The 26,328-nt window shown below is 41.0% G+C and carries 20 protein-coding genes; 7 read left to right on the top strand and 13 right to left on the bottom strand.

What is annotated here, in order from left to right; translation table 11 throughout:
- Nucleotides 1–10: 10 nt before the first annotated feature.
- Complete coding sequence (locus tag ACR5KR_RS19280) at nt 11–787, top strand: SDR family NAD(P)-dependent oxidoreductase (protein WP_445630940.1); 777 nt, start codon at nt 11–13, stop codon at nt 785–787.
- Nucleotides 788–904: 117 nt separating this feature from the next.
- On the opposite strand, the gene ACR5KR_RS19275 is transcribed toward ACR5KR_RS19280, so the two are convergent.
- The 3 genes from ACR5KR_RS19275 to ACR5KR_RS19265 all read right to left on the bottom strand — a co-directional run bounded on the left by ACR5KR_RS19275 (nt 905) and on the right by ACR5KR_RS19265 (nt 3,238).
- A complete protein-coding gene (locus tag ACR5KR_RS19275) occupies nt 905–1,684 on the bottom strand; it encodes a photosystem II S4 domain protein (RefSeq protein WP_445630941.1) in 780 nt (259 codons plus the stop codon).
- 207 nt (nt 1,685–1,891) lie between these two features.
- Nucleotides 1,892–2,401 carry a hypothetical protein gene (locus ACR5KR_RS19270; RefSeq protein WP_445630942.1) on the bottom strand — a complete coding sequence of 170 codons (510 nt, stop codon included), beginning with the start codon at nt 2,399–2,401 and terminating at the stop codon, nt 1,892–1,894.
- A gap of 459 nt (nt 2,402–2,860) precedes the next feature.
- A complete protein-coding gene (locus ACR5KR_RS19265) occupies nt 2,861–3,238 on the bottom strand; it encodes a hypothetical protein (protein WP_445630943.1) in 378 nt (125 codons plus the stop codon).
- A 646-nt stretch (nt 3,239–3,884) separates the two neighbouring features.
- On the opposite strand from ACR5KR_RS19265, the gene ACR5KR_RS19260 reads away from it, so the two are divergent.
- Complete coding sequence (locus ACR5KR_RS19260; protein ID WP_448267634.1) at nt 3,885–4,664, top strand: FkbM family methyltransferase; 780 nt, start codon at nt 3,885–3,887, stop codon at nt 4,662–4,664.
- Nucleotides 4,665–4,911: 247 nt separating this feature from the next.
- Here ACR5KR_RS19260 and ACR5KR_RS19255 read toward each other — a convergent pair whose 3' ends face one another.
- The 4 genes from ACR5KR_RS19255 to ACR5KR_RS19240 all read right to left on the bottom strand — a co-directional run bounded on the left by ACR5KR_RS19255 (nt 4,912) and on the right by ACR5KR_RS19240 (nt 9,940).
- A complete protein-coding gene (locus tag ACR5KR_RS19255) occupies nt 4,912–7,179 on the bottom strand; it encodes a TolC family protein (protein WP_448267633.1) in 2,268 nt (755 codons plus the stop codon).
- Between the two features lie 103 nt (nt 7,180–7,282).
- Nucleotides 7,283–8,845, bottom strand: coding sequence for a circadian clock protein KaiC (gene kaiC, locus ACR5KR_RS19250; protein WP_448267632.1), 1,563 nt, complete (start codon nt 8,843–8,845; stop codon nt 7,283–7,285).
- 76 nt (nt 8,846–8,921) lie between these two features.
- Complete coding sequence (kaiB, locus tag ACR5KR_RS19245; RefSeq protein WP_099099291.1) at nt 8,922–9,236, bottom strand: circadian clock protein KaiB; 315 nt, start codon at nt 9,234–9,236, stop codon at nt 8,922–8,924.
- 113 nt (nt 9,237–9,349) lie between these two features.
- On the bottom strand, nt 9,350–9,940 hold the full coding sequence (locus ACR5KR_RS19240) for a KaiA family protein (RefSeq protein WP_448267631.1): 591 nt from the start codon (nt 9,938–9,940) through the stop codon (nt 9,350–9,352).
- 663 nt (nt 9,941–10,603) lie between these two features.
- On the opposite strand from ACR5KR_RS19240, the gene ACR5KR_RS19235 reads away from it, so the two are divergent.
- Nucleotides 10,604–13,834 (top strand): ATP-binding response regulator, encoded by a 3,231-nt coding sequence (locus tag ACR5KR_RS19235; protein ID WP_448270262.1) that lies wholly within the window; start codon nt 10,604–10,606, stop codon nt 13,832–13,834.
- An 86-nt stretch (nt 13,835–13,920) separates the two neighbouring features.
- On the opposite strand, the gene ACR5KR_RS19230 is transcribed toward ACR5KR_RS19235, so the two are convergent.
- Together ACR5KR_RS19230 and ACR5KR_RS19225 are read right to left on the bottom strand one after the other, a co-directional pair.
- On the bottom strand, nt 13,921–15,924 hold the full coding sequence (locus tag ACR5KR_RS19230) for an ArnT family glycosyltransferase (protein ID WP_448267629.1): 2,004 nt from the start codon (nt 15,922–15,924) through the stop codon (nt 13,921–13,923).
- Nucleotides 15,925–16,205: 281 nt separating this feature from the next.
- Complete coding sequence (locus ACR5KR_RS19225) at nt 16,206–16,844, bottom strand: hypothetical protein (protein WP_445630949.1); 639 nt, start codon at nt 16,842–16,844, stop codon at nt 16,206–16,208.
- A gap of 725 nt (nt 16,845–17,569) precedes the next feature.
- Between ACR5KR_RS19225 and ACR5KR_RS19220 the strand changes: the two genes are divergently transcribed.
- The 3 genes from ACR5KR_RS19220 (at nt 17,570) to ACR5KR_RS19210 (ending at nt 20,228) form a co-directional block, all read left to right on the top strand.
- A complete protein-coding gene (locus ACR5KR_RS19220; protein ID WP_445630950.1) occupies nt 17,570–17,902 on the top strand; it encodes a DUF565 domain-containing protein in 333 nt (110 codons plus the stop codon).
- Nucleotides 17,903–17,917: 15 nt separating this feature from the next.
- The gene (locus ACR5KR_RS19215; protein ID WP_448267628.1) at nt 17,918–18,961 is read left to right on the top strand and encodes a glycerate kinase; all 1,044 of its coding nucleotides are present in this window, start codon (nt 17,918–17,920) and stop codon (nt 18,959–18,961) included.
- 79 nt (nt 18,962–19,040) lie between these two features.
- Nucleotides 19,041–20,228 (top strand): GUN4 domain-containing protein, encoded by a 1,188-nt coding sequence (locus ACR5KR_RS19210; RefSeq protein WP_448267627.1) that lies wholly within the window; start codon nt 19,041–19,043, stop codon nt 20,226–20,228.
- 271 nt (nt 20,229–20,499) lie between these two features.
- On the opposite strand, the gene ACR5KR_RS19205 is transcribed toward ACR5KR_RS19210, so the two are convergent.
- The 4 genes from ACR5KR_RS19205 to ACR5KR_RS19190 form a co-directional block, all read right to left on the bottom strand.
- Nucleotides 20,500–21,123, bottom strand: coding sequence for a Uma2 family endonuclease (locus ACR5KR_RS19205; RefSeq protein WP_448267626.1), 624 nt, complete (start codon nt 21,121–21,123; stop codon nt 20,500–20,502).
- A 44-nt stretch (nt 21,124–21,167) separates the two neighbouring features.
- Nucleotides 21,168–21,803, bottom strand: coding sequence for a restriction endonuclease subunit R (locus ACR5KR_RS19200; RefSeq protein ID WP_448267625.1), 636 nt, complete (start codon nt 21,801–21,803; stop codon nt 21,168–21,170).
- 149 nt (nt 21,804–21,952) lie between these two features.
- Nucleotides 21,953–23,476 carry a SulP family inorganic anion transporter gene (locus tag ACR5KR_RS19195; protein ID WP_448267624.1) on the bottom strand — a complete coding sequence of 508 codons (1,524 nt, stop codon included), beginning with the start codon at nt 23,474–23,476 and terminating at the stop codon, nt 21,953–21,955.
- Nucleotides 23,477–23,938: 462 nt separating this feature from the next.
- Entirely contained in the window at nt 23,939–25,438 is a 1,500-nt protein-coding gene (locus ACR5KR_RS19190; protein WP_448267623.1) for an ABC transporter permease subunit, read from the bottom strand.
- Nucleotides 25,439–25,514: 76 nt separating this feature from the next.
- On the opposite strand from ACR5KR_RS19190, the gene ACR5KR_RS19185 reads away from it, so the two are divergent.
- Nucleotides 25,515–26,270 carry an amino acid ABC transporter ATP-binding protein gene (locus ACR5KR_RS19185; protein WP_322692691.1) on the top strand — a complete coding sequence of 252 codons (756 nt, stop codon included), beginning with the start codon at nt 25,515–25,517 and terminating at the stop codon, nt 26,268–26,270.
- Nucleotides 26,271–26,328 lie beyond the last annotated feature (58 nt).

Genomic DNA, 26,328 nt, shown 5'->3' with positions numbered 1-26,328 from the left:
AATATGTAGAATGTCAACTGCTTTAATTACTGGTGCTTCTAGTGGTATTGGTAAAGCCTTTGCTCAAGAACTAGCTGCACGCAAGACAAATCTTGTACTCGTTGCTCGTTCTGAAGAGAAACTAAACCAATTAGCTAAACAACTACAAGAACAACACAACATTCAAATAGATGTTATAGTAAAAGACCTCACAGAACCTAATGCAGCAGCCAGTGTATTTGATGTCACAAAATCAAAGGGATTAACCATTGACTTATTAATCAACAATGCTGGTTTTGGTTACTATGGCGATTTTGCTGAAGGAGATGGAGAAAAACAAGTCAAAATCGTACAATTAAATATTTTAGCATTGGTAGATTTAACCCATAAATTTCTACCCTTGATGCGGCAACGCCGTTCTGGAAGTATTATTAACGTATCCTCGATTACCGCATTTCAACCAATACCATACCTTTCTGTTTATGCTGCTAGTAAAGCTTTTATTCTCAGCTTTAGTGAAGCATTATGGGCAGAAAATTATCAATATGGCGTCCGTATTTTAGTCACTTGTCCAGGGCCAATAGAAACAAACTTTTTTGCAGAAGCTAATTTTCCTCCAGCGCTGGCAGGCAGTACAGATAAAGTCTATTCTTCCGAAAAAGTGGTTTGGGAGTCTTTAGAGGCTTTAGAAAAAGGCTATCCAACTGTTATTAGCTCTGATAGTACTACTCAAATTAGAAGCAAATTATCTCGGCTTGTACCGCGCAAACTTCTACTGAATATGTTAGCGAAACGCTTTAAAGCCTAAGTATTAAGTATTTATTTAGGAGTAAAGACATGATGAATCGCGTCTGTACAAGAGTTTGAAGTTAAATAAACTGATGTATTTAAAACTCCTCACTCCTAACTTTTCACTCCTAACTTATTACATATATCTTGTTAATTGAACTCGGTAACGCTCTTTTTTGGTAACGGCTATTTCTCCAACCTCTAAACGCCCTTTAGAGCGAATGGCGATTAAGTCGCCTGATTTGACTTGAGAACTAGCTTGGGTAACTTCTTTCCAATTGACGCGAACATCACCAGCATCGATGAAATCAACCATTTTGCTGCGGGACATCCCAAAACCAGCAGATGCGATCGCATCTAATCTTAAAGAAGCCTCCACAGTAGTTAATTCTTTTTTCTTGGGTTCCCGAACCTTTAATTCTGTTAGCTCAATCTGCTGAGTTTTCACAGGAACCGATCGCACCTGTTTGAGGTTCATTGACAAAAATTCTACCAACTCTGGTGTAACAATCGCCTGTGCCCCTCGTTCTCCTAAGACAATCACATCTCCCGTCTTTTCACGAACAATTCCCGTCCCTAACATTGCGCCTAAAAAGTCGCGGTGAGAGGCGGTATCAAACAGGAAATTACCAGCAATTTCTATGGCTACAAGGCTGACTTGAGATCGATCTAAGGGAAGTTCCGAACGAGCGATCGCTATTCTTTGGCGTTCAGCTTGCGGATATCCACCCCACGCCACCAATTGCACTTCTGTTAATCGGTTAAACACCCGTTGAATTTCTGCCAATTCTGGGGGAGACAGAAAATCTGTCAAAACCACTTCCCAAGTTTTGATCGCTTGCTCTGCTTGATCGATTGCACGAGCTACACTATCTCGATTTTCAACACCTTTTAAAAGTTCTTCTCGTGGCAACATTCTTAAAAATTATCAGTTATTAATTGAGAATTAATTTGCTAGAACTATCTTGATTCTAGCTTTAATTCCCATTTCTACAGTTTCTGTCCAGATTGGGTTAGGCTTTCTACTTGAGATTTGTTGGCGATCGCAGCGACTTACGCCATCTCCAAAGAATAGGAAAGTAACTCAAGCCGCTGTTGTCGCGATCTGTAAACTATGATTTATTCAATACACAGTATTTGTATCGGCATAACCTTGGATATTTTCTGGATCGAATTGACGTAATATTTTGGTTGCTTGGCGAGTCAGAGTTTCAGAACCTTGAACGACGACTAAATATTTACCTGCATCTAAGCGGTTGCGATAAGGTAAAGCATCACCACCACCTACAAGTAAACCGACTCCGCCACCAACAAACACACCACCCATTGCACCACTAGCAGCACCCAGCAGTCCGCCAACAATGTGATTGCCAACTTCACCTGCCCAGGCAAAAGTATCTAAACCAGTAATCAGGCTGAATGTAAAACCTGCAAAAAAGCCAAATGGTATCAGCCAGGTTGCCATCTGTTTTGCTTGCTTTTTAGCCTGGTCTTTGGGGTCAATTAAGCCAAACTCGTCAGCCGTTTTATACCCCCTTCCCAAAATAGTGCTATTAATGCCTTCTTTTTCTAAAGCTAAGTAAGCAGCTTCGGCTTGAATGCGGTCTGGTAATACGGCAACAAGGTAATTCATTGATTTTACAATTTGTCCAATAGAAGTTTTGCCTTAATTAACAGCGTATCAGTCCTGGTGGATTGAACCTCGCATGACTAAAAGTCATACACCTGAATTACTCTAAGACTTACATCAGAAGTTAGGAGGCTCACATCTTGCACCAAAGCACTAGTAGTCTGCCAACTCAAAATTGTTAGGTGAGGGCTGGAGAAAGGGAAACGCCTTCGGCTGGGGAAAGGGGAAGGGGTAAAGGGGATTTTCTTCCCTTTCCCCTTTAACCTTTAACCTTTTCCCTCTTCTTCCTTTACCCCGCTTGCGTTACGAAAGCGAACTACTAGAAGGACTACACAAACGCAGTGAAATTCCCACAGGCTAGTCTGTCTGCACGGACTAAGATCAGATTAAGGGCTTTGAAACCGCTTTACGTCTATGTTTGCGTAGCCGCGATTTTAATCTCACGATTAAAATATGGGACGATCATTTTAGCAAATCTAGTGGCTCACAAAAATTGTTTACGCCTTGCTTGAGGACATATAGCAAAACTGGCGCTGCCAAAATCTTAGGAAATGTTGGCGTTGTTTTTAGATGTTCCATCATCTTCACAAGAGAAGTATTAAGCAAATCTTCTCGATATTCTTGTTCGCAAATGACCACACGCCATTTTCTAGCCAAGGCATCTAACCACTCAGAATTTGCTCTTTCTGGTTGTTGTCCTGCTCGGATAGCTAGCGTCATCGCTGCATCTTCCAAATCTCCATCACAGTCTTCAATTAAATCCAGCGCTTCCATGTCGCTAGGATCGTCTGCCAATTGAGAGCGAAACTGTGCAATTTCTTGAGATGTTACTTTAGTCATGAGTCTTTGACAAGGCAAGCGAGCGAACACTCAGTTATGTTAGTCCAAATTTGACTATAGCGCTTCTCTGTTAAGTCCAGTACATATCTCACAAAAATAACTCCTTCTCTACTACCTCTCCCTAACCCTCTTTTAAAAGGAGCGGAAAAACTTTTGTTACTCGAAGAAGAAGAGTAAAATTCTTATCCTAGAATAGTAGTATATTCTCGATAGACTCAAAAGCAATCTTAGAGGATGAATGAACAAGTATTTTTCATCACATCAAAGCCTCGGAAATCTAACCCCTTAGCCCCCCAACACTCACGAGAGAATGGGGGTTTCAAACCTCTTATTAACTCCCGCTTATTGCTAAAGTTTTAAACGTCTTTAAATACCCTATCCTAGACATCGTTTTGAGTCGCGCAAACAAACCAAACGATAAACCCTTATTTTTTCGTTGATTCTTAACATTAGTTGCGATCGAGAGTAATTTTAGATGCATTTGTCTTGAAAACTATCGGTTGAAAACCTTACTTTGTGTTTTTTGTAAAACTACAAAATGTTTCCGATTTTTTGAAAATAAATTATTGTTATATTGATTATTTGGGAAAACATAGCATAAGTTTGATAATTTTGAGTTAAAATTGCTGATTGAGGTAAATACAATATGCAATTTGCTGCAATAAAATCTATTCTTAAGGACTTTTCCATATCAACTGGTCTATATAGACCAATTAGGAATTTATATCGCTTTTTAAATCAAAAGCAGTTAAAAGATAGTTTAAATTATTTTCAAAAAGAAGTTTATTTCTACTCCAAACTCTTAGATTCTAATCATCTTTGCTTCGATGTTGGTGCAAACATAGGTGCAAAATCAGAGGCATTTCTGATAGCAGGTGCGAGAGTTGTGGCATTTGAACCACAGCCCAAATGTATGAGAGAATTGAGAGCTAGATGTAGTCATTATCGCAGTAAGTTTCATCCTGTTCAGAAGGCTGTTGGTGCAGAACCTGGAGAAGCAAGGTTATACACTCGCGAACGAAGTGGAATTGCAAGTTTTTATGAGGATTGGATAGGTACTGTACAAAGCAGTATTCAAGTTTCTATCACAACTCTTGACCAGGCAATTGATGAGTTTGGAAAACCAGATTACTGCAAAATTGATGTTGAGGGGTGGGAATTTGAAGTTTTAAAAGGGCTGACACAACCCATTTCTTTGATGTCGTTTGAATATCATATAACAAAACGCGAAATTAATACTACTGCTGCTTGTATAAATTACCTATCCAATCTTGGAAAAATATTGATTAATGTTGTACCTGCTGAAATGCATTCATTTGTATTTCAAGAATGGTTGTCTCCAGATGAGTTTCTAAAGCGCTTTCCTGAAGATGTAGCAGACTTTGGGAAAGACGGCTACGGTGAAATTTGGGTTCGTAGTTGCTAATCAAATTTTGTTGGCATAATTATGAAAGCGATCGCTTTCATAATTTCTCAAAAATTATAATTTACAATACTGCTTTTTGGACTAAAAAGCCTCATCTTCCCAGTTAATACACTGAATAAATGAGGCTTTTAGCTAGCTTTTTATCAAAAACGCTACTGGAATCTGCGATCCTCTAAATAGAAGGTGCAAAGTGGATTATAAAACACAACAGCAGTCAAAAATACTGATTCAATTGAGTTTCAGCTAATTAGCGGAATGCTCTGAGGGTAACAGACCGTTGTAACTGAGCTAAAGCGCGGTTGTAATCCAAAATTGCTGTAACTCGATTACCTTCAGCTTGTGTGAGGTCATTTTCAGAGTTAATCACATCAGTTTGAGTACCTACACCAGCTTGGAATCGCAAACGCGCTAAACGTAAAGCTTCCCTGGCTTGTTCTAAAGCGGTATTAGCGGTTTGAACATTCTCCAAACTAGATTGCTGGGTAGAATAGGCTTGTTCTACCTGAAACCGAATTTGGTTGCGCTGTTCAGCAAATTGAGTTTCTGCGATCGCAATGTTAGCTTCCTGTTGAGCTGCTCTTGCTCTTGCTGCTCCGCCATCAAACAAATTTAGGGTTGCCCTAACTCCGAATGAATAACCATCAGTAACGCTGACATTATCATTGAACTGATCGAGTAGGTCGTAGCTGGCGACCAAACTAATTTGGGGACCCAGTTCTGCAAGAGCCTGTCTACGCTGTTGCTCACTAGTATTGCGTTGTGCTAACTGCTGTTGCAGTTCTGGACGATTTTGATAAGCCAACACAATACTTTGTTCTAGGGTTGGGTTCCAAAGACCAGCTAACTGTACAGGGTCAGCTGCACTGATATTTATTCCTTGCGGCAAACTGATCCGAGTTGCTAATTGACGACGGGCAATTAACTGCTGGGATCTCGCATTAGTTAAATTTTGTTGGGCATTTGCTAAATTCACCTGCGATCGCAACACATCGAACCGCGTACCAACCCCAGCTCGCTCTAAAGCTTCTGCATCACGCAAACTAGCTTCAGAGTTCACCACAGCCGACTGACTAATGCGTACTTGTTCATCCGCTTGTTGCAAATTGTAGTAGTCTGTGGCAACATTCAAACGGATTGTCTCAGACTGAGTTTCTACAGCAAGCTCATAGTAACGTACCTGTTCTTCAGCCGCTCTGATGGTAGCTTGCACTCTCCCAGAAGTATAAAGGTTATATGAAAGTTGTGCTTGACCAGAAAAAGATGTACTGGGTCGATCTTGGTTAGACAGTAAGCCATTTCGCCCGTTTAATTCGTCCTGAAGCTGACTGCTAGAAGACTGACCACGAGTCAGATCCGTGCTAAGTCCCAGAGTGGGCAATAAAGCAGCTTGTGCCTCGCGTAGAGCCGCTCGATTGCGTTCTAGCTCCAATAAAGACACCTGTAGATCGCGATTGTTACGCCGTGCCAACTCCAGAGCCTGTGCCAAAGTAATCGGCTGATTTCCTTGAAGTTGCACCTCCTCCGGTTTGGTGGGAAATTGCAGGGGATTTGAGTTAGGAATCAGGTTCTCTGGAATTTGCACCGACCCTGACGGCACAGGAGTTACGGTTCCTGGCACAGTAGAAGGTTGCACCGACCCTGACGGCACAGGAGTTACAGTTCCTGGCACAGTAGAAGGTTGCACCGACCCTGACGGTGCAGGAGTTACAGTTCCTGGCACAGTAGAAGGTTGCACCGACCCTGACGGTGCAGGAGTTACGGTTCCTGGCACAGTGATTGGCGTCGAATCTGCCGGAATCGTGGTATTATTCTGAGCCAAGCTACCAATAGCATTTTGTTGTAAGCAGGTGCTTGAGGTTATTAGCACAGCCAAGGAGTCAGTTTTACTTTTGCTCAACTCCTGTGGACACCTCTGCGCTGACAACAGTTTTGCTGCTCCTGCACCTGTAGCTGAAGTTTGTAAAAATGTTTGCAATTGAGTAACAGTATTTTTCTTTTGAACCACTGGCTGCTGTGCAGAAGACAGGGACAAAATTTCTTTTTGGACAGAAAGGGGTTTTGAAGTGTAGTTGGGAACTAGTATCTTCTTTAATTTCTGCCCAGAAGCACTCGAATTACTCTGTTTTTGGTTCTTTTGAGCTTGGGAATAATTAGAGGTAGGTGTCAAACTCAAAAATCTACCTTTATCTTTCTTAAGTAGTTGTTTTATTGGCACAACAGTATTTTCAGCCGTAAATACCGGAATACTGTTATTACTTAAAGGTTTTACACTAAGTTTAGTAAAACCCAAAGCAGGTATTAGAGTTGGAACACTAACATTTGCACTGTTAGGCAGTTGCCTATTTTTTATGGTATCCACAACCAAGCCTTGACCATAAGTAGAAGTCAAAACACTAGGAGAAGATGCCAGTTGTATCCCAGTTAGTTTCGCAGTAGCAGCCCAAGCAGGCTGAGTTGTTAAAACTGCTGCCGTTACACCAGGTAAGAAGCTATAAAATAATTGCTGTCCTTTCACCGCATCCCTCACACGAAAATCAATCTAGCGGCAGAAAACCTTTCTTCACCACAGAATATAGCACGATACTAAACTTAGGAAAGAATATACTACGATACTAAATTTAGGGTTCGGAACTCTGTTTGTCTTCAAAACGTCTAACAATGCGAGAAAGTTCCGCCTTTTCATCGATATTAACGCGAGTAGGAGCACCGCTGATAATCCGTTCGTAGTTTCGGAAAGAATCTTTAATTTCGGGCCCATCAGCAGTAATATTATACTCACGAATGCCTTTATCATGCCAAGACCCGCGCATTTTGAATACGTTAATTGCCCGCGACATTTCTCCGCGAATTTCTACGTACTGTAGCATCAGAATTGTATCGGTAATCGTGGAAATGTGAGAGTCAGTAATCGAATGCGCTCCGAGAAATTGGTCGGTTGTGTTAGTAAAGAAACCAGTAATTTCTTCTTGTTTAGCATAACCTGTCACACCAATTACAAACTGCCGAAATGCATTATTCGTAACTCCTCTAGCTAGTGCTGATAGAGAATCAATAGCAATCCGAGCGGGTTTGAAAATAGCAATTTCTGATTTAATAATTTGTAAGTGGTCTTCTAAACCAGTTGATTCAGGATAGGTACAAATTATTTTGAGTAAACCTTGATGTTCTAATTCTTCAAAATCAATTCCCCAAGAGGAAGCATTACGAGATAGTTGGGCGCGTGACTCTTCATAAGCAAATAATATCGCTTGTTCTCCATTGAGACAGCCATCTTGAATAAATTTGCTTACTAACAGGGTTTTACCAGTACCTGTAGCTCCTGTCGCCAAAATAATTGAATCTTTAAAGAAACCCCCACCGCACATTTCATCTAAAGTTTTGACACCAGAAGATACCCTGACATTAGAAGAACGTTGAGTCAAGCGCATTGCTCCGAGTGGGAAGATGTTAACTCCTTCATTAGTAATCGTGAAGGGATACTCGCCTTTCATGTGAGTTGTGCCGCGCAATTTGAGAATTTCAATTGTGCGACGGCGGCGTTCTCCTTCTAAAGCGTTGCGAACAATTACTACATTATCGGAAACAAATTCTTCCACTCCAAAAGAGGCAACAGGTCCATATTCTTCACTACGTTCAGTGGTAATTAGAGTGGTGACACTTAGTAGTTTAAGACGTGCTACTAAACGAAAAATTTCGCGTCGCACTACTCCCATCGCTTCATACTGCTGAAATACTGCTGTTATTGAGTCGATTGAAACTCGTTTAGCTTTGTATTTGCGGATGGCATATTGCAAGCGCTCAATCAGTGCAGAAAGGTCAAAATTCCCCACGATATCTTGACCTTCTGGATCGGGAGATGCATCAAGAATAAACAACTTGCCTTCTTCAATTAAGCGGGGCAAGTTCCAACCAAAAATATTAGCATTTTTGATAATATCGCTCGGTGATTCCTCAAAAGTTACAAATACTCCTGCTTCATCAAAGTAGGTGATACCGTTATAAAGAAACTGAAGAGAGAATAAGGTTTTGCCTGTGCCGGATGTACCACTAATCAAGGTAGTTCTACCAATTGGCAAACCACCATGACTAATATCGTCAAACCCTTCGATCATCGTCCGAATTTTTTCTACACCCCTAATTATTGGTGGTTGTTTTGGTTCTACTTGCTCGTTTTCACTCATTGCTTGATAACAAAAGGGGATTAAAACCTGTTTTTTTATTACTAAAGTCTTGAATTAATTTTTGATGATTAAAAATTTACTCTTCAAAGTCTTCTTCACTCAGTTCTTCATAAAGCAAATCCAATCCAATCAACACTCTTTCTCTATCTGAAAGATCCCCAATAATTTTGCGAACGGGTGGAGGCAAAATTTTAGATAATGTTGGTGTAGCCAATATTTTATCTTCTTCCGCTAGTTGTGGGCTTTTCAGTACATCGATCACTTTTAAAGCATAAACACCTTCAAACTCCTGTTCTAAAATATCTTTGAGTGTTTTTAATGCCCGGACTGAATTAGGAGTGTTACCTGCTACGTAAAGCTTGAGAACGTAAGTTTTTCTGGCTTTATTCATATACTTAATAACTAGTCATAATCAGAGAAAGACAATATTTTTCTATGCATCGTTACTCACTCACAGTTGTAGCTTGTTCCAAGTTGAACACAGAGCAATAAATTTAATTTATTTTATCTAGAAATCGAACTCCTATAGACTTCGCACAGGTGAGCTAAGATATCTATTAACGTTAGGCGGTAATCAAGTAAAGTTTCATTGCTCCTACCTTCTATTTTTAGCTGGTTAGAAAATTCTTCAATTATATCCATGTGAATTTCGATTATTTGGGGCACAGGAATATTAGCATAAAATATAGTATTGATAAATTTATCAATTTTATCTTTGAGTGTTTTGTCTGTAGTAAAATAATCTATAAGAATCACGCTATAATCTATTTTAAGCTGTCTTAATAATCCTTCTTTTTCTGCTGGAGTCATCTCCTGAAAATACTGCTGGCTTTTTTGCATCTGACTGGCAAATACATAAACGTACTGAAGAGTGTATGCCTTACTTGGATTTAGTAGCAGCCAATTTGGTAAATAGTTGATTGTGTTGATTGTTCCAGAGCTTGTTACAGCAACAGGTAAGTAGCAAAATTGGGCAATAATTGCGTCTATTAATTGCCCCACCCACGTACTCAAACCTTTTAGGTTGGCTAAGTCAACTGGATTATTTAAGCATTTGTTAACATGAGATTGCAGAATCAATATCGGTAATAACATCTATTCTTGAATATATCTCCTCGATCGCCCCGACCAAGAAACGCGGGCTGATAAGTTTGGTTAACGCTTGTAGGGGAATACTGCGTGTGCAGTAAACTGCTGATTTAACCCCAAAATAACGCTCTATGCAAGCAGATAGTGCTAGGCACTCAACATTCTAGTGGAGCAACTAACTGGTAAAACTTAGTAGGTCTTTGATGATGAGGTATCCGTCGGCATAGCAAGACACAATAATTAACTCATGATTTACATATCTATGTATACAAATAGATAGATTTTTTTATTTTGCTCCTTGATAAGATACTTAAACGAACTTAAAGGATTGTCGCATTCCAAATCATTATAATTCCTCAAGGTTCTAAAGCGAATCTTTGGGGCCATAATTGTTTTAGCCGTCGCGCTATCGATGAGGAGTTTAAATACCAGTAAGACACTGGGGAGGCTGGCTAGTTGTTAAAAATTAGAAACGTCGCCTCTTGGAAAAATGCACTCGTTCGCAATTCCCGTGTCCGTTAGAGGAAATCCCGTTGTTTTAATGGCGTTGAAATAACCAGAGTTGCTTATATGAGTCTTCTTAGAGGATATGACTTCAGGCGAAAAGACCATCAACTGGCAGATGGAAATGCCCGAGGGTTCCACAGGAAGAATGACCCCCAAATCCCTATGTTAATGCTAGATTACCCGCTTTATGACTTTCAGGCAACCGTACCTAGCTGCCCCCAAACAAGTTCTCTGGCAGTGGTGTTGGAGATTTTTGAGCAAGAGCAGTGCGATCGCTTGGTAGTAGTGAATCAACAGCAATGCCCCATCGGATTGCTGTATTCTGCCCGTTTAATCCCAAAATTATTAGCCCAAAGTGACGATAAAAATTTAAATTTACAGCAATCGCTCTCAACCTGGGGTCAAGGTCTAATTGAGCCAATACAGACAATATCAGCTGCGGAGCGTGTAGAGCGATTAAGCTTGCGCTGGTGCGATTCACAAGTCGAAAAACCCCAAAATTTAGATTGGGCGCTGATTGACTCGGAGGGTCGATATTTGGGGCTGCTAGATAGTTCGCGCCTGTTGCGATCGCTGGCTCAGGAACGGATGGCTGGCTTACAAAAGTCTAGCGAGCATCGTCATGAGTATGATGGTGCGCCAAATGAACCCAAGTCATTAGGACACCAACCACTGGTACACTTGCTAGAAAGACTGCCTTGGCCTTTGATGTTGCAAACGGGTACTGGCGAGGTAGTAGCGCGAAATCCCGCCTGGTGGCAGCAATTAGGAAGCTTAAAAGATCCAGAAGGAGTTAGGCAACAGGTGGAGGCAATACTTGCCCCTAAACGCTCCGAAATAGCAGAATATGTCACCCAACCAGCAATCAAGGTTCATCCCAATGGTAGGGAGAATGAGCATAGTGATGAAGAAGCACTACAGCAAGAAGCATCAAGTGATGCTGCATACAGCCGATGCTATTTAGATAGTCAAGTGGGTACTTGTACTTGTGTTGTCGAAGTGCAAAATGGTCAAGAGCGAATCTGGCAGTTTGCCAAAATTCCCTTAGATAGTCCTGAGTTTCAAGTGATGAGTGCCGAAGAGGAAATTGCACTCAGCACTGATTTGTGGTTGGTTTTAGCTACTGATGTCACTGAACAGCAGCAACTTTGTAAAGAATTAGCAGCCAAGAATGCCGATTTAATTCAACTAAATCGGTTAAAAGACGAGTTTTTAGCTTGTATTAGTCATGAACTCAAAACTCCCCTAACTGCCGTTTTGGGATTATCGCGCTTGCTCGTGGATCAGCAGTTGGGAGAACTCAACGAGCGTCAAGCCCGTTATGCAGGACTGATTCATCAAAGCGGACGCCACCTGATGAGTGTGGTGAATGACATTTTAGATTTGACCCGGATGGAGACGGGACAAATGGATTTGACGCTGACTCCGGTGAAAATTCGAGCTGTGTGCGATCGCGCCCTATCGGAAGCCAAAGCTATCCACACTCAAACCACCAAAGCAACATCTGCCCCACCACCTGCAAATGCCCGTTCATCTGCTCCTCAATTCTGTCTTTCCATTGAACTAGGTTTAGATCAGATGGTGGCAGACGAATTGCGCTTACGTCAGATGCTAGTACACCTACTTTCCAACGCCTTTAAATTCACCGAAATATCTGGCGAAATTGGGTTGCGGGTAAGTCGTTGGGAAGGATGGATTGCCTTTACAGTTTGGGATACAGGCATTGGCATTCCCGAACACCAGCAACACTTAATCTTTCAAAAATTCCAACAACTAGAAAATCCCCTCACCCGCCAATTTGAAGGCACTGGTTTGGGGCTAGTATTAACCCGCGCCTTGGCTCGCCTCCACGGAGGAGATGTCAGCTTCTTATCGCGTGAAGGTAAAGGTAGCCAGTTTACCCTACTTCTGCCGCCTAGTCCCCCGAAAACAGGCTTTTCGGAACCAGATATGGGAATCAGAGAAGACGAGGAGACACGATACCAACCAACACGGGAAAACTCCGCCGCTCGTCAGCAAGTTAGTACGCCCATACAGCATCATCTTGCAAGTTCGCAACGGTTGGTCTTGGTAGTTGAGGCAGTAGCTCGATATATTGAAGACTTGACCGAACAACTCAAAGGTTTAGGATATCGGGTAGTGATTGCGCGATCGGGGACAGAAGCAGTCGAAAAAGCGCGGCGCTTGCAACCAATAGCAATATTTTTGAATCCGTTGCTACCCCTGCTATCAGGCTGGGATGTACTGACTTTACTAAAATCTGACACCGCAACCCGTCATATATCTGTAATTGTCACCGCGACGGCAGCCGAAAAGGAGCAAGCATTTGCTAACCGAGCCGATGGTTTCTTAAGTTTGCCAGTAGAGCGTCAGGTCTTAGCACCGGTTCTCGAAAAATTATGTACTATACAAGCAGTTTTGCAGATAGGGTCAAATAATAGTGCGATTATCCCAACAAAAACCCCACTGCGAATTCTCAGGTTGGTGAATCCCCAGTTAGAATCGGTCAATCCCCACCCCTCACTTCGAGAACACCGAGTGATTGAAGTAGATGACCTGGATCAGGCAGAACTTTTGGCGCGGGTATGGCAGTTTGATGTGATTTTGCTAGATGTCGAAAGTACCACCGCCCAAATTTATTTGCAACAACTAATTGGACATCCACGTTTAGCAGCTATACCACTGGTTACTTGCGATGTTGCGACTACCCTAATCGCTTCTAAAATACCAGGGTTATCTGTATTTCCTTACTTAACACCATTTGCCAAAGATAACAGCAGTCGCACCGAGAAAACAGATGCTTTACTATCAGTACTAGAAATTGCTTCTGGTATTTGCTGCCCTCCCAACATCTTAGTAGTGGATTTAACAATGCTGCGGGATTTACCCCAGGTAAGACGTAAGCCAGCTAAGGGTTATCGGACAGAAAAAAATTGCTCAATTAGTAGTGAAACTGCTGAACGGGGATCTGAATGGTTCCAAGCTTTAATTCAATACCTGCAAACAGCAGGCTTCAAAGCGGCGATGAGTCCTTGTTGGGCAGAAGTGTTGCAACAAATTCGCCACGAAAGCGTTGACTTATTGCTAATTTGTTTAGGAGAAACCTCTATCCACAAAGATGTGCTCAAAGCACTGAAAACATTAGGAGATTCGCCTTTAAAGTTGCCACCAATTTTGGTACTAAATCAGCGATTAAATCGCTCACAAACCAGTTCCCAGGATGGGGTAGCTTATCAGGAAATTGACAAGCAGAAGAAGAATAGTGTGGAATCGATAGAAACTGTTGTTGGTGCGATCGCTACCCAAATCTTACCGCGATCGATATCAATGGAAGACCTTTTAAGCCAGATAAATCAAGCTTTAGCTATCAATGGTTACAATAACAAATGTTAATGGGGTCATTGAGCGTTGGTTTTTTGTCATTAGTCATTTGTCCTTCGTCCTTTGTGAATAACCAATAACTAATGACTAATGACAAATTATGATATGTCGATTTTTTGATTCTTCATTTTCTTAAAAGGAACTCGAACCAAGTTATAAGCACCCTTGGTTGATAAATTCTTGTAATCATCTGGCTGTAAGTCCATTTGCAAAAACTTTTTCTGTTCGGCTAATAGCAACACTGAGGAAGGTTTTAATCCTTTAGCAGCCTGGGTTTTAATATGCTCTACAGCCTCTTGGGGAAATTTTAAATAATTTACATGGATGTGGCTGTAAAATACTACACTCGGCTTTTTGAAGCCAAGCATAATCAATTCTTCGTTTGGTTGTTTTGTTTCTAAAATCACCGCAGACAATTCCCTTAAGGGTAATTGACGTTCTCGATCGATAAAGAACGAAGCAGGCGTTAAGACAAAAATTACAAACGCCACAAACCCGATTAAATTAATACCGATAATGTAGTTCCAGCGGCGACTCAATAATAAACCCGCGACCAAAACAGCAGAAACTAGCCAAATTATACCCGCAATTACTGGTAAACCAGATTGTTCAATTAATTCGTGGAAGTTACTTATAGCTGGATCGGTACCTAATATGTGGGTGATGTTGAGCAGTGCTGTTGCCAGAACTGATAAAAATACTACATTCACCCAACCACTCATGCGCAGCAAAGAGGCGGAGATAGACAGAGTGGGAGAGGGGGAAACAGGAATTGTTTGCCGTGTCTTTGTATCTGAAAAAATGTCGCACCACAACAAGGCTACCAGGATTGCGGCTGCTGGCATTAAAGGTAATACGTAGCTAGGGAGTTTAGTAACGGCAATGCAAAAAAACGCAAAGATGCTAGCAAACCAGAACCAGGCAAATAAACCAAATTGCTGAAAACGTTCAACAGATCGCCAATGCGATCGCTGCCAAAATTTTAGTTTGATTATAGAAGCTGGTAAATACACTGAGTATGGCGCAAAACCCAACAGCACGACTACAAAGTAAAAATACCAAGGTGCTGAGTGACCATTAACTACTTCTGTAAAGCGTTCCAGGTTGTGATAACCAAAAAAGGAGTTAATGTAATCCCAGCCATTGCGCCAAATTACTAAAGCATACCAGGGCACTGACAAAGCGAGAATTATCAGTATACCTACAAGAAGGTGCATTTCTCGCAACACCTCTCGCACTTTACCCACGTAAAGCAAAAAGGCAGCAACAATTAGCCCCGGCAAAACAATTCCCACTGGCCCTTTGGTCAAAATTGCGCCAGCAATCAGCACATAAAAAGCTAAGTACCATTTGTTAGGGAATAGGGCATGGGGCATTGGGAATTGGGCATTGTTGATTAATTCTGCTCCCCTGCTCCCCTGCTCCCCTGCTCCCTGGTCACTGAGCGTTCGCGTAGCGTCTCGAAGAGAAGCCGAAGTGCTGCTCCCCTGCTCCCCTGCTCCTCTACTCCCCTGCTCCCTACCTTCCTTCCCTGCGTATCCTAGAAAGAAACATAACAAAGCCGATGCCATACATCCGGTGAGCAGCATATCAGAGACACCCGTTCTCGCCCAAATAATAGTTTCGGGATTGAGTGCCATCAACGCTGCTGCTATAAAAGATGTTAAGTAGCGACGAGTGGGACGTGAAACTTGCTCTAATTCGTCTTGTTTAGCCAAATACCACTGGATGGTATAAAAAGCTAAACAAACTAAGCCGAATGCGGCGATCGCAGAAGGAAGGCGTACTGCCCATTCATTCACACCAATCAGATGATATGCGATCGCCTGACACCAGTAAATTAAAGCAGGTTTATCGAAACGAGTGTCACCATTGAAAAATGGGGTAATCCAATCACCTGTAACGAACATCTGGCGGGAAGCTTCGGCAAAGAGCGGCTCTGTCTCATCAATTAAGCCAATGTTGCCCAAATTCCACCCAAAAGCCACCCAACCAACCACTATCAACCACAAAATCGACACAGTTAGACTCAGGGCTGGATTTTTTGCTATTTTGTTGAACCACCGATCGACAGTGTGCTTAACACTCAATTTCATTCTCATTTAGTCAATAGTCAACAATCACTAATCAATAGTCGTTGGTTATCTATCTTTTGTTCTTCAGAGTTTTTAATTCAACAATTTTCCTCTATCCATTACTTAACACTTTACCAACTGTAGGGTAAGAATGTAAAAATAAAGGTTTGAGCATATTTATTAGGCTTCTTGGCATTGTGCGAAAAGGGTAAGGGGGAAGGGGAAAAGGTTCTGCAAAAGTCCCTTTCCCCTTTCCCTTTAACCTTTACCCTTTTCCCCCTCTTGCCAAAAGCACTTTTGCAATAAGTCTATTGACTCAGCACAAGTTGCCATTCTCTATTTTGGGAATTCCACTTAGGTAATTGAGTTTCACCAATAATATAAGGGCCCCAGTAACGACGGGAACCATCTTGTGCAAAAGCAACTAAAACATCTCCCTTTTCCAGCTTTAAATTATTTTGAGGTAGGGATAGAACCAGTCCCTTCTCACTACCTTCTTCGGGAGCAAAATCCCAATGTGCCGGTACATCGTAGTGAGTTTGTTTTTTACTAGCTCCTTTTGCTACTGACTCTCTTGCCAGTAGAACCAGCCGCACAGGCTGATTTGTTTGATTGCTCATTCGCAAAGTACCTCGATCCTTGGCAATGCTTGTTGATTTATCACGCTCTGCCAAGACAGGATAAGTATTCTCTTTAATGCTATGTTCTACTCGATTGGTTGGGGTAGGTACTGGAGTAGATAGACTAGTGGAAATACTTTTTTCAGGTACAACCGAAGTTGTATGCCACTCTTGAGTTTTTGTTGGCAGTTGTGAAGATGTGTCTGGGTTTGTATCTGGGTTAGTGGACTCAAAGGATACGCTCAGTCCAAAGCATCCCACCAGAGCAACAAGCAGTCCCAAGCACAAAGCTGTAATACCGACGTTCCGATACACTGAAGATTTCATATTGATAGTTATTTAGAAATAAATATTTTGTCTAGGCTTGACCAAATAGTAGCCTATTATCCCAAAAGGCAATCATACAGATAGCCGAATATAGACTTTCCTCAAATTAGGAAGAGGAATGTATGATAAATATCATTTTGATTAGAAAATATTTGAAGGATATAATCTCTTTGATGTTTGAAAAACAAGAGATCCAGACATCCATTACTTTGGTTTTTTACCGTAAGTATGGATAAAAACAAGATAATTTTATACCTATTGAGCCAATTCATTTCTATAAAAAAAATAAAAGTTTCCTGAAACCGTTAGCAGCCTCAACAAGGCGTCCTTTGCTAAACGTCAGTGCTTAAAGATCCTCCTTTCTAAATCTACGCAAGTTTATTCTCCTGTTGAGAGACGCTACGAAAAGCTTACTTCCATACATGAATACAAGTCAGCAAACGCGCTTAACGAACTAGCTTCCTTAAAAAAGGAGAATTTTGAATCATTTTCCCATTTTTTCAGGCTTGCTCGTGAGGATCAAACTAAATATTTATTGTTTCCAAACATCTTCTAAGAAACTGTACTTCTAAAGAAGATGATAGAATAGTCAAATTTGAATAAACACTGCAATTCCAGTAGATATCTACAATAGTAACAAACAAGCTGATGCTAAAACCAATATCCTTCTTACATTAATATAGATATATTTCAAGATATCTTGACTTTTCCCAGAAGTCCCTTTGATGCAAAACACTCGTCTCAATAATTTGTTCGATGCTATTGCTACACGCTTTGGGCAATGGTTTTTAAATCCTTGGCGACGATTATCGTTGCTGATAATTAGTTTTTTGTTCGGTTTTTTTCTGGGAAACGCAGTTTCCACTACAGCTGGACAACGGGCAGAGTTGGACATTGTAGCAGCTGGTTTTTTAGTACTGTTAACGGAAATTACCAGCCGGGTATTTTATAGTCGCAGCTTTTTGGATCGGCGATCGCTCTTGATAGACTCACTAAATCTCCTCAAAGTTGGTTTCATCTACAGCCTGTTTCTCGAAGCTTTTAAGCTGGGATCGTAGTCAGATGGAGAATTTATGAATTTGTGGCTGAGTGTTTTGGCAACCAATGGGCCGGGGGAAACTTGGAAGCAGGAAGCAAGAGAAGCAGCACTGGCAGATCGGTTAAGGGCTAAAGCTTTTGGGATCGCGCCGGAAAATGTTGATGAAATGATCGAAAGGCGATCGCATTTACTAAAATCTGTCTTTCCAGCTTTTAGCGAATTCTGTCAAGCAACTCTCCAAATACAACCCCAGGAAATGTTACAGGTATTGTGGGACTTGTGGCTGCCTTTGGGAATCAAACTAGCATCGCAGCGCCAACAGTTGAGACGCCCCCTGATTCAAGGAATATTGGGAGGACAAGGTACTGGTAAAACCACAATGTCCAAAATTCTCATTTTGATTCTCGATCATTTGGGATACAGGACTGTGAGTTTATCTTTGGATGATTTGTATAAAACTTACAGCGATCGCTTGCTTTTGACACAGCAAGATCCCCGCTTGATTTGGCGCGGGCCACCGGGAACTCACGATCTAGACTTAGGCTTAAATGTACTAGATCAAATCCGTGAGTTACAAAGCCCGGTGATGCTTCCCCGGTTTGATAAATCAGCTTATGGAGGTGCTGGCGATCGCACTAATCCAGAAATGGTTACGGATGTAGATATTGTACTATTTGAAGGTTGGTTTGTGGGTGTGCGACCAATCGACCCTGATTTATTTGATACTGCACCGCCGCCAATTGTCACAGATGAAGATAGAGCATTTGCCCGTGAGATGAATCTTCGCCTCTACGATTATTTACCACTGTGGGAGCGATTAGACAGTTTAATTGTGCTTTATCCCACTGATTACCGCTGTTCTTTGGAGTGGCGCAAACAGGCAGAACAACAGATGATTGCTGCGGGAAAATCGGGGATGAGTAATGCAGAGATAGAGCAATTTGTCAATTATTTTTGGCGATCGCTGCACCCGGAATTATTTATCACGCCGTTGGTAACAGATGCGACAGCGGTTGATTTAGTGATTGAGATTAATCCCGATCGTAGTATTGGTCAAGTATATTGCGATCGCACTTAGGGCGTTAGTTCTCAAGCAAATCAGCTAAAAACACTATAATTTGCTTAAAGCGTGATTTATCCTACTCCTTAGACCAAAAATGCCAGAGGAATCGTTAAGGCTTTTCTTTTCTTACTCTCACAAAGACGAAGCTCTACGGGATGAACTAGCTAAACACCTGACCATATTAGAATGGCAGGGCGTGATTTCAAGCTGGCACGATCGCAAGATACTACCTGGAGAGGAGTGGGATTACCAAATTAATGATAATCTAAACACCGCCGACATCATTTTGTTGCTCATCAGTTCAGATTTTCTTTTTTCTAAATATTGCTGGGATGTCGAAGTTAAGAGGGCAATAGAACGTCACTATGCTGGAGAGGCTTGTGTTATCCCGGTTATTCTGCGAAGCGTTGATTGGAATGGCGCACCATTTGCAAAACTTCAAGCTTTGCCTAAGAATGCTGAACCTGTAGTGTCAAGGAATTGGCATAATCAAGATGAAGCCTTTACAGATGTAGCTAGAGGAATTCGGGCGGCTGCGGAGAAGCTAAAGAAGGAAAGAGACGAACCAAGGCAAAAACAGGAAGCAGAAAGGCTGCGACTACGGGAACAAGAAGAGGAAAATAGAAAATTACAACAACAGGAAGTAGAAAGGCTGCGGCTACAGGAACAACAAGAAGAAGCAAGACTACAAAGACAGGAAGCAGAAAGACTACAAAGACAACAAGAACAAGAAGAGGCAGATAAGCTACAAAGACAACGAGAACAAGAAAAAGCCGATAAGCTGCGACTACAACAGCAATCTAGTGGTAATGATCTCCTCTCTGAGAAAGGCGTAGACTATAGGCGGTTGCGCGATTTACTTAAAGCAGGGCAGTACAAAGAAGCAGATCAAGAAACTCTGGCTGTTATGCTCAAAGCATCAGGCAGAGAACAACGACGCTGGCTTGATAGCAAATCTCTTAGCAATTTTCCTTGCACTGACTTACGCACCATTGACCAACTGTGGGTAAGATGCAGCAATGGACGCTTTGGGTTTAGCGTGCAAAAGCGCATTTGGAACAGTGTCGAAAAAGACTACGAAAAATTCAGTGATCGTGTCGGATGGCGAAAAGGAACGTATTTTAAATACTGGTTATCTTACTCAGACCTGACCTTCACAACAAATTCTCCACTGGGACATTTGCCAACTAAATTCTGCCGACGTTACGGAGACTATGCTACATACGTAGCAAAGGTTCCTCGGATGAGTTTGGTCAGTTTCTTCTCTCGTATGGAGACTTAGAAAGCCTAATATATAACGCTTACAGGAAATTGTAAAAATTCACAAACAAGTCATTTCGCACGAAGTATTCCGGTTTTTACGTTTCCGTTACCTGGTACTGTTATACTTGTAGTACAATGCCAAGTTTTTGGCTGTCATAGCAATTAGCAAAGATAATTTGCTCGCTACTTTTTCTATTTCTTGGTTACTTGCTTCCCATTCATCCCAAGGCAGTCTCATACTAATTCGTAATTCGTAATTAGATAACTTATAAAAAGCTTTTTCGGTAAATTTAACAACTTGGGATATCTCCAGCTTGAAAAATCTGTTCGGCGGTTAAATTCAATTCTGGGAAAGTAGGCGAGACTATGCGATCTGTACCTCTAAATTGAGTAACTTGGTATTCACCATCGATTAATTGATAAATAGACATAGTAGGCTGTTTGGGGTTGCCAGTGAACTTTTTAGCGCCTAAACCGAGATAATCTACAACCCAATATTCAGGAATTCCAATAACCTCATATTTACCTTGTTTTGTGTAGTAGTCATCATCCCAATTGGTACTAACGACCTCAACTACCAAGGGAATTGATGCCGGATATGATACAGTTGATTCTTTTTTCCATAGCGGTTCATTCACTAAATTAGAACGATTTAATAGCAATACATCTGGAGAGTAGGCAGATAACGAATTAGAAGGCTTTATCAGCGCAGTTTTAGGAATTGTATAAGGTAAATTTAATCGGTCAAATTCTACTGTTAGTTTTCTAGCGATAAAACCAACAACATCTTCATGTTCGCCAGTTGGTTGGGGCATTTCAACAATCACACCATCATGTAATTCGTATCTTCCGCCTTGAGGACGCCAAGCTGCAAAATCTTCAAAGCTTACTAGTTTGGGTATGGCTTGAGTCATAAATTTTTACCTTGGCTTGTATGTTGTTTTAATCATCAATGCTTTTAAAGTTGACAAATTGCTTTTAAAACTTGTAGCAACTGACTTGAACGCTCTCTTTCCATTAAATTTAATTCTGGCAACAGATAATAAATAGGGGGATTTCCTTGTTCTATATAGACAAACTGATAACTTCTACCATTAGTCGTTAATCCCCAAACTGATTTTTGGTTATCTAAATTTTTATAAGCATAAGTAAGTAGCTGAGACAAACCTGTTGATATATCAACTTGACAGTTTTTAGATTCAATCAACAGTACCCAAAAATATGTTTGAGCTTTTGTAGTTTTAGCTTTATTAACAGCTAAAATATCAAATCTTCCTTTAATTTTTATATCTTCATCTTCAACTTCAATATTAGCAATATTCTCCTCCAAAATAATCTCTATCGGATAGCGATAAAAACCAGCTAATCTTAGTAAAGGTGCAACTGCAAGAAACTTAACCTGACCTTCAGAAACTTTACCTATTGTTAGGTATCTATCAAAGTCATGCTGAATTTGTTTTAGTTCCTGCTGTTCTGCTTCCGTAAGAGGTTCCAAAGATAAGTAGTTAGAAAATGAATCATTATACTGTCTTTGAAAACCAAACAGACGATGAACTTCTTCTAAGGATAAGTTACGAGCGTTGAGAATTGTCATATATTTTTGGTTAATTCAGGTGCAACGCAATCCAAATTCCCTATATAAAACCTATTTTAACCCCTGGTTGATTACATAGAATACAAACAATTGGTAGGGTAGCACGGCTATGCTACCCTACGCGAGCAAAATTCAATCTAGCTGGAATTCTACAGAGTAAATGGTTTGCGATTACGATCTATCAGACGATCCCATTGCATAGTTAAAGTGCTTCCCATTTTTTCCTGTTGTTTTGCCCACACCGATAGTAAGTCTAGACAAGAGTGATCTATATAAGCCAAGTCTTGCATATAAACATGCAATTCACTTCCTGGAGGCACCAGTTCTAAAATATTCGCCAATTTTGGTAGCCTTACAAATGTTGCCGCACCTTGTAAATAAATGTCTATTCGCTGATTATCTTCGTGCTTAATAACTTGGATATTCAACACAGACATTTTGTGAATTAGTAATATTCCTGTCAACAAAATACCAATTAAAACACCTGTGATGAGGTCAGTAACAACAATCCCGATTAAAGTGGCAGCAAATATTACCAGAGGAAAACGTCCATACTTTTTTAACTGGCGAATATGTTCTACTTCGATTAGTTTGTAACCAGTAACAACTAGAATTGCTGCCAAACTAGAAATGGGAATTATTTTCAGCAAGGTTGGGGCTGCAATTACTAAAATTAACAGCCATAAACCGTGAAGCATCGTCGATAATCTAGTTTTAGCACCAGCTTCTACGTTTACAGAACTGCGGGCTATCACTCCTGTCATCGGCAAAGCACCCAAGAACCCACATATAATGTTGCCAATTCCTTGGGCTGTTAATTCGCGATCGAAATCGGTTCTTGTCCCGGTATGCAATCGATCTACTGCTACGGCTGAAAGCAAACTTTCTGTACTAGCAATGAATGCGATCGCGATCGCATCTAGCAAAACTGGTGCCTGAATTAAGCGTGGTAAGCTGGCAAATGTTGGTAATTGAATTGCTTGTGCTAGATTTCCAGGTACATCAACATACTGAATCGGTAATCGATACACTGTAGCGATAACGGTAGCAATGACAACGCCAACAAGCGCGCCAGGTATCAACTTTAAACTATTGGGTTTAAATTTTTCCCACAGCAGAAGACTGATAATAGTTATTACACCTATGAGTGCCGCAACGTGATGAACGCTACCATCAATAGGGAAGAAAGCTTTGTAAATCGTGTTGGGAATAGAAATTAAATTCTCAATGCCGTGTATACGCGGTTGATCGTCTAGCATGACATGAAATTGGGAAGCGAAGATTAATATCCCAATACCTGCAAGCATTCCATAGATGACAGCCGGTGACATGGCGCGAAACAACTGACCAACTTTAAATATACCTGCGAGTAATTGGATTAAACCCGCTAGCAGCAGAATTGGCCCAACCATTTCAATGCCATATTGTTGAACTATTTCTGCGACAATCACAGCCAGCCCTGCTGCTGGGCCACTGACTAGCAGTGGAGAACCGGAAACAGCACCAACAATAATTCCGCCTACTATTCCTGTAACTAAGCCGCGAGATGGCGGAAGTCCCGAAGCGATCGCAATACCCATGCAAAGAGGAAGGGCGACAAGAAACACCACAAATGATGCCGGTACTTCACTAGTCAATGAGGATTTGTCTATGATTGCTTTCAAATTTCTCATTTGCTTCTCCTCTTATGAAAAGTTTTTAATTTTTGGCTGCCAAGGTGAACTGTTACAATGCAGCCGAAACTAGACTTGCATTGAATAGTTCAAACCTATTCACTGAGTTTTCATTGCAACGGAATTGTACTGCCATACTCAGCCCTGAAATAGCAAGCACAAAATCATTAAGTTAAATTGACTTACGGTTATAGTTACTATTTACATTTCTTAATGATTACCAGTCTATGATAACAATAGTGTTATCTGATTGACGTTACATAACTTTTTTATTGGATTCGCCGCAAAATATTAATTAAAATTAAACAATAAATTTTAATTAAATCAAAAAAGGTATAATTATTCACTTCATTTTAATTTTCTCAGGATTTTAACGTACAATTGCTAAATATCCCAAAAATCAGCTTTACAAGTATATTTACGATCGTTCTCTGGATTTTGAGAAATTATTTTGAAAGTCTCTTAGCGCTTGATGGGATTCATCCAAGCTTCTAATCGGCTAAATGCTTGGGAAGAAAGTAGCGTCAAACACAAATAAACCACTGCTACACCTGCGTAAATTTCAAAAGCGCGATAGTTATCAGCAACAATTAGCTGTCCTTTACGCAGTAATTCTTCAAACCCAATCACAGAAACTAAGCTAGTATCTTTCAACAAACTGATAAACTCATTACCCAAAGGTGGAATCATCCGCCGGAAAGCTTGGGGAAAAATTACATAACTCATAGTTTGCACAGAACTCAAACCTAATGATTTTGCTGCTTCTGCTTGTCCTGGTTCAATTGATTGAATTCCAGCACGAACAACTTCAGCAATGTATGCAGCGCTATTCAAACTTAAAGCAATTACCCCAGCGCTGAGACGATCGAAAGAAAATGTCCAACCAAATTCTTGTAAAATTGCTGGTAAACCAAAGTAAATCATAAAAATTTGCACTAGCAAAGGCGTTCCTCGAAAAAAATCTACATACGCCCTCGCCAACCAACGCACAGGTGCAATATGAGAAAGGCGAACAATACCAATTAAGCAACCGCCAATTAAACCAAATACTACCGAAAGTATTGTCAATTGCAACGTTATCGATGCACCCTGCAATAGACTTGGAAAAGCCTGCAATATCACGCTAATTGAAGTTAATATTTTAGATGCACCAGCGTTAGTTTGATTCTCAAATGGTGATTTAGCTGGTAGTGATGGTGGTTCAACTTTAAACCATTTCTGGTAAATTTGGGAATAAGTGCCATTTTTCAGTACTCTATCCAAGCCATCATTTATCAATGTCAAATTTGGCGAGTTTTTAGCTGTAGCAATTCCATAAAACTCCTCCGTCAGCAATTTTTGTACTACTTTAATTCCCTGAAGATTGCCTGTATTAATTGCATATAAAGTCACAGGTGCATCATTAATTACCGCATCCACATTACCGTTGAGCAATTCTTGCAGGGCTAAGGGTGCAGAATCAAAACTGCGAATTTGTACCCCAGAAATACTCTTAGCCTTTGCAGCCCCAGTTGTGCCAAGTTGTACTGCAATTTTTTTATTTTTGAGACTGTCAAAACCAGTAATATCTTGATTATCTGCACGAGTTGCGATCGCTAACCCAGCCTTAAAATAAGGACGGGAAAAAGAAATCGTCTTCGCCCTCTCCTCAGTAATCGTAATCGAACTAATAGCCGCATCTACCGTTTTGGCTTGCAAAGCTGGGATAATGCCATCAAAAGGCAGACTTTGAAAATTCACTTTAAAGTTAGCAGAAGAAGCGATCGCATTCATCAAATCAATGGAAAATCCCTGCAACTCGCCACCTTTTCCTTGAAACTCAAAAGGTGGAAACGCCGGTTCTGTAGCAACCCGCAAAGTTTTCCCCGCGCTAGAGTTCCCAGCACAGCCAGCCAGTAACAAACAACTAAAACCTACGAAGACACATAAATACAGCCAACGCATAAAACCAACTTTAGCCATATTATTTTCTCTCCTTCTGTGCCTTTGCGGTTTCTTAAAATATTACAATCAACTGTAGAGCAGCTTGACATAAGTAATGGATAATACCATCCCTGCGATTATTTTTGAGAATATCGAAAAAAACTTTGGTTCCCTAAAAGTCCTCAAAGGAATTACTGGCGAAATCAACCGAGGAGAAGTTGTTGCAGTTATTGGTTCCTCCGGCTGTGGTAAAAGTACCCTACTACGTTGCTTCAACCGTTTAGAAACCATTGACAAAGGGCGTTTAATCATCAACGGAATTAACTTATCCCGGCCCACTGTCAACTATAGCCAACTGCGGCAACTACGAACGCAAGTAGGCATGGTGTTTCAACAGTTCAACCTGTTTCCCCATCTCAGCGTCTTAGAAAATATGACACTCGCACCGCGTAAAGTCTTGGGTAAAACACCAAAAGAAAGCGCCCAACTAGCGAGATTATATTTAGAAAAAGTTGGTTTATCTGACAAAGCCTCTGCTTATCCCGAACAACTTTCTGGCGGAGAAAAGCAACGAGTAGCGATCGCTCGTAGTTTATGTATGAATCCCCAAATCATGCTATTTGACGAACCCACCAGCGCCCTAGATCCCGAACTCGTCGGTGAAGTTCTGCAAGTGATGCAACAATTAGCCACAGAAGGCATGACAATGGTGGTTGTCACCCATGAAATGCAATTTGCAAAAGAAGTAGCCCATCAAGTGATATTTTTAGACAAAGGTATTGTCACAGAACAAGGCCCAGCCTATGAAGTGCTGACCAATCCCCAAAGCGATCGCCTACGTATTTTCCTAAGTCGCCTCAACGTTAGATAGTTAGGAGTTAGGAGTTAGGAGTTATAAATTAAAGGCTTCTTTTGAACTCATAACTCAT

This window comes from Nostoc sp. DSM 114159 (assembly GCF_053470285.1).
The sequence above is the reverse complement of the archived record's forward strand: the minus strand, read 5'-3'. Positions and strand labels throughout refer to the sequence as shown.